Here is a 4,085-nt window from a genome sequence, read left to right as displayed (position 1 = left end):
CCATGCCACGGTACAGCTTGTACTGCTTGCCGTGCAGGAGCACCTTCTCGCCCGGGGCTTCCTCACAGCCAGCGAGCGTGCCGCCGAGCATCACGGAGGAAGCGCCAGCCACGAGGGCCTTGGCGATGTCACCGGAGTAGTGGATGCCACCGTCGGCGATGCAGGGCACGCCAGCGGCACGGCAGGCCTGGGCAGCCTCGTACACGGCGGTGAGCTGCGGGACACCGACACCGGCAACGATACGGGTGGTGCAGATAGAGCCGGGGCCAATACCGACCTTGACGGCGTCCGCGCCAGCCTCAATCATGGCCTGAGCACCGGAGCGGGTGCCGACGTTGCCGCCGATGATCTGCACGCCGTCGAAGGCGGAGTCGTGCTTCAGGCGGGAAATCATGTCGAGTGCCAGACGGGCCTCACCGTTGGCGGTGTCGACCACGAGCACGTCCACGCCAGCCTCCATCAGAGCGGAGGCACGCTGCCAGGCGTCGCCGAGGAAGCCGACGCCGGCGGCCACGCGCAGACGACCCTGCTCATCCTTGGTGGCGTCCGGGTACTGCTCGGTCTTGACGAAGTCCTTGACGGTGATCAGGCCGGTCAGGTGGCCTTCCTCGTCAACGAGCGGCAGCTTCTCAACCTTGTGCTGGGCGAGCAGACGGTGAGCGTCGTCCTTGGAAATGTTGGACGGGCCAGTGACCAGGTTCTCCTTGGTCATGACATCCTTAACCTTCAGGGTGTCGTAATCCTCGGAGGCGATGAAGCGCATATCACGGTTGGTGATGATGCCGACGAGCTTGTTTTCCTTGTCCACAACCGGCAGACCGGAGATGTGGAACTTGCCGCACAGCTTGTCGAGGTCGGCCAGAGTGACCTCGGGGTTGACGGTCAGCGGGTCGGTGATCATACCGGACTCGGAACGCTTGACCACATCGACCTGAGCGGCCTGGTCGTCGATGGACAGATTGCGGTGCAGCACACCGATACCACCGTTACGAGCCATGGCGATGGCCATCTCGGACTCGGTCACGGTATCCATGGCAGCGGAGAGGACCGGGGCCTTCATCACGATCTTGCGAGTCAGATGAGTGCTGGTGTCCACTTCGGAGGGAATGACATCCGTCTCGTTCGGCAGCAGCAACACATCATCATAAGCAAGGCCGAGCTTGGCGAAAATCGGAGGAAGGGGAGCATACGCCGATTGGGCGTTCAATTCATCGAGGTTTGTAGCCATACAAACACTATATGAACACGCGCTGACCTTCACGACACACGCTTGTGAGCGCTCACTTATCCGCTGCCGGGTCCTGCACCTCACCCGCCTGCGAGTCCCGCGAATCCGCAGGCGAATCAGTCATCGAATCCGCTGCCTGAGAGCCAATCGAATCCCGGCTCTCCCCTACTGCAGACTGCGACTTAACCGTAGCATGCTGCGCGTTCTTGCGTGCGGATTCGAGCGTCAGGTTCTCGGCTTGGATCTCGGGAATACGATGCCGCAGATAGGGGTACATCGTGGCTATGGTCAGCACCACCACGGCGATGGGCATGCCCACGGCCACATGCTGCGCTTTGAAGAACAGAATCGTCAGCGAACCGAATGCGATCAGCGCGGCCCATCCCCACAGGATCAGCACGGCGCCACGCACCGAATGCCCGATCTTCAGCATGCGATGGTGCAGGTGCATACGGTCCGGATGCATGGGCGACTGGCCTTTGGCCAAACGCCGCACAATCGCCAGACACATGTCGAGCACAGGCAGGAACAACACCAGAATCGGCAGCAGAATTGGCATGAACACCGGCAGATAGATGCTGGCATGAATCGAGGCCGGGTCAAGACGTCCGGTCATCACAATCGAAGCGCAGGTGATGAGATAGCCAAGCAGCATCGAACCGGAATCACCCATAAACAGTTTGGCGGGATGCCAATTATGCAGCAGGAAGCCCACGCAGATACCCACCATCATCACGTCGATCAGCGTGGCCGACGAAGCATAACTCGGGGAAGACCGGGCGATGATATACGAATAGGCGGCGAACGCTATGCCACCAATCGCCACGATACCGGCCGCCAGGCCATCGAGGCCATCAACGAAATTGACCGCGTTAATCGAGGCGACAATCAGGAATGCGGTGATCGCCATGGACAGACTCGGCGAGGCGGTAATCAGCGAACCGCCCAAAGGCAGTGAGATGATCTGCAATCCGCCCCAAGCCACGAATACGGAAATCAGCAGCTGACCGGCAAGTTTCAGCATCCAATCGAGATCCCACAGGTCATCGGCCATGCCCAGCAGACTGATCATGATGCCGCCGGCAAGAATCACCCACATCTGGTAATTGCCGTTGAACAATCCCGAGAGAAAAGGCAGCCGACTGGCGAATACGGTAGCCACGGCAAAACCGATCAGCATGCCAAGGCCACCCATGCGCGGCGTGGGAATGGTGTGCACGTCTCGGGCACGCACCTCGCCAACCGCACCGATTTCGATGGCGACGTGGCGAATCAGCGGAGTCACCAGCCAGGTGACGCCACCGGCGATGGCGGCAATCAGTAGGTAGATTCTCATGCGCCGAGTCCACCGCCGTTGAGGTGGAGGGCCTTGCGAATCACGTTTTGGGCGATGACGCCTTCACGCAGGATCTCGATGCCGTCGCGCGCGTACGGATCGGCTTTGACGACGGTGCTGGAGACATGGCCTTGGGTGGGACCGCCGTCCAGATACAGGTCGACTTCGCTGCCGAACGCGTCAACCGCCTCCTGGACGGTCTGCGCGCTTTCGTCGCCGGAACGGTTGGCGCTGGACGCGGCCAGCGGGCCAGTCGCCTTGAGAATCGCGAGGCACAGCGCCGAATTGGGGATGCGGATGCCTTGCGTGCCGGGGCGACCATCGGCGGTGTCGGCCAAAGTCTCCAACGTGCAGTCGGGCCGGGCTACGGCAATCGGCGAGAACGCGCCAGGCAGAAACGCCGCCGACAAACGATTCAGCGGGGACGGCAGGTCGAGACCGAGCTCATCAAGCTGGTCGGTGGATGCGAGCAGTACCTGCAACGCCTTATAGCGCGGGCGACGCTTGAGCCGGTAGATACGGTCGATAGCGGCCTTATTACGCGGATCGCACGCCACTCCATATACCGTATCCGTTGGAATGACGACCAATCCACCATCCCGGATGACACGCGCCGCCTGTGCCAGCGATTCATCCGTGACTTTCAGCGTTGTTCCGCCTTCCACGCTCACGCCACCTCCGTTCGCTTGTGTATTCACAATCTACCATTGCACCATTGCGCCCCGACTTGCATAGTTCATCATCGCTCGTTTGCCGTACTGCCGTTTTCCGATTCGCCCCACACGCACAGACCGTAGATACAATGAGTCCATCCATGCTCTTTCGCGAAATTACAGGAGTGTTCAATGAGCGAAATCAATGCTGAATCCACCACCATGCCTCCCGTCGAACTGCGTATGCCGCGCGCCAGCGAGCGCGAGGAGATGCTCGCCGGCAAACTGTACAATTCGGTAGACCCTGAATTGAATGCCCTGCGCGAGAAGGCCGGCGACCTGTGCGCGCGCTTCAACGCCGCGTCGCGTACCGATCATGCCGCCCGTGCCGCGATTCTCGATGAGCTGCTGCCCGGCCACGGTGCCGGCCTTGACGTGATGGGGCCGATTTTCTTCGACTATGGCTGCAACATCACCATCGGAGAGCGCGTGTTCGCCAACTTCAACTTCACTGTGCTGGATTGTTGCCCGGTGACGATTGGCGACGACGTGCTGTTCGGCCCGAACGTTTCGCTGCTGCCACCGATGCATCCGTTGCGTTGGCAGGATCGTAACGTGAGGCAGGCACCTGATGGTTCCGCATACGACTGCGAGTATGGCAAGCCGATTGTCATCGGCTCGAACTGCTGGTTTGGCGGCAATGTGACGGTAATCGGCGGCGTGACGATCGGCGAGGGTTGCGTGATCGGTGCCGGCTCGGTGGTGACGCGCGATATTCCGCCGCACACCGTGGCCGTGGGTAATCCGGCCCGTCCGATTCGCGAGATTACGGATAAGGATGCTTCCGCGCTACAGTATTACGCGCAGT

Annotated in this window: 4 protein-coding genes; 1 reads left to right on the top strand and 3 read right to left on the bottom strand. The window is 60.8% G+C overall.

What is annotated here, in order from left to right; translation table 11 throughout:
• The 3 genes from guaB to Q5H31_RS08105 form a co-directional block, all read right to left on the bottom strand.
• A partial coding sequence (guaB, locus tag Q5H31_RS08115) for an IMP dehydrogenase (protein WP_302457665.1) occupies positions 1-1,228 on the bottom strand: 1,228 nt, incomplete at its 3' end.
• Between the two features lie 52 nt (positions 1,229-1,280).
• A complete protein-coding gene (locus Q5H31_RS08110) occupies positions 1,281-2,564 on the bottom strand; it encodes a glycosyltransferase family 4 protein (protein ID WP_014485395.1) in 1,284 nt (427 codons plus the stop codon).
• Complete coding sequence (locus Q5H31_RS08105) at positions 2,561-3,235, bottom strand: L-threonylcarbamoyladenylate synthase (RefSeq protein WP_007053883.1); 675 nt, start codon at positions 3,233-3,235, stop codon at positions 2,561-2,563. Before Q5H31_RS08105 ends, Q5H31_RS08110 begins: the two co-directional genes overlap by 4 nt.
• Positions 3,236-3,409: 174 nt before the next feature.
• Between Q5H31_RS08105 and Q5H31_RS08100 the strand changes: the two genes are divergently transcribed.
• Positions 3,410-4,085: sugar O-acetyltransferase (locus tag Q5H31_RS08100; RefSeq protein ID WP_007052445.1), on the top strand; the 676-nt coding region annotated here is incomplete at its 3' end.

This window comes from uncultured Bifidobacterium sp. (assembly GCF_959020155.1).
GTDB lineage: Bacteria > Actinomycetota > Actinomycetes > Actinomycetales > Bifidobacteriaceae > Bifidobacterium.
The sequence above is the reverse complement of the archived record's forward strand: the minus strand, read 5'-3'. Positions and strand labels throughout refer to the sequence as shown.

What these genes read in the sequence shown, in the direction of transcription:
- Q5H31_RS08110 (WP_014485395.1), bottom strand. Translation starts at nt 2,564, where the DNA reads ATGAGAATCTACCTACTGATTGCCGCCATCGCCGGTGGCGTCACCTGG.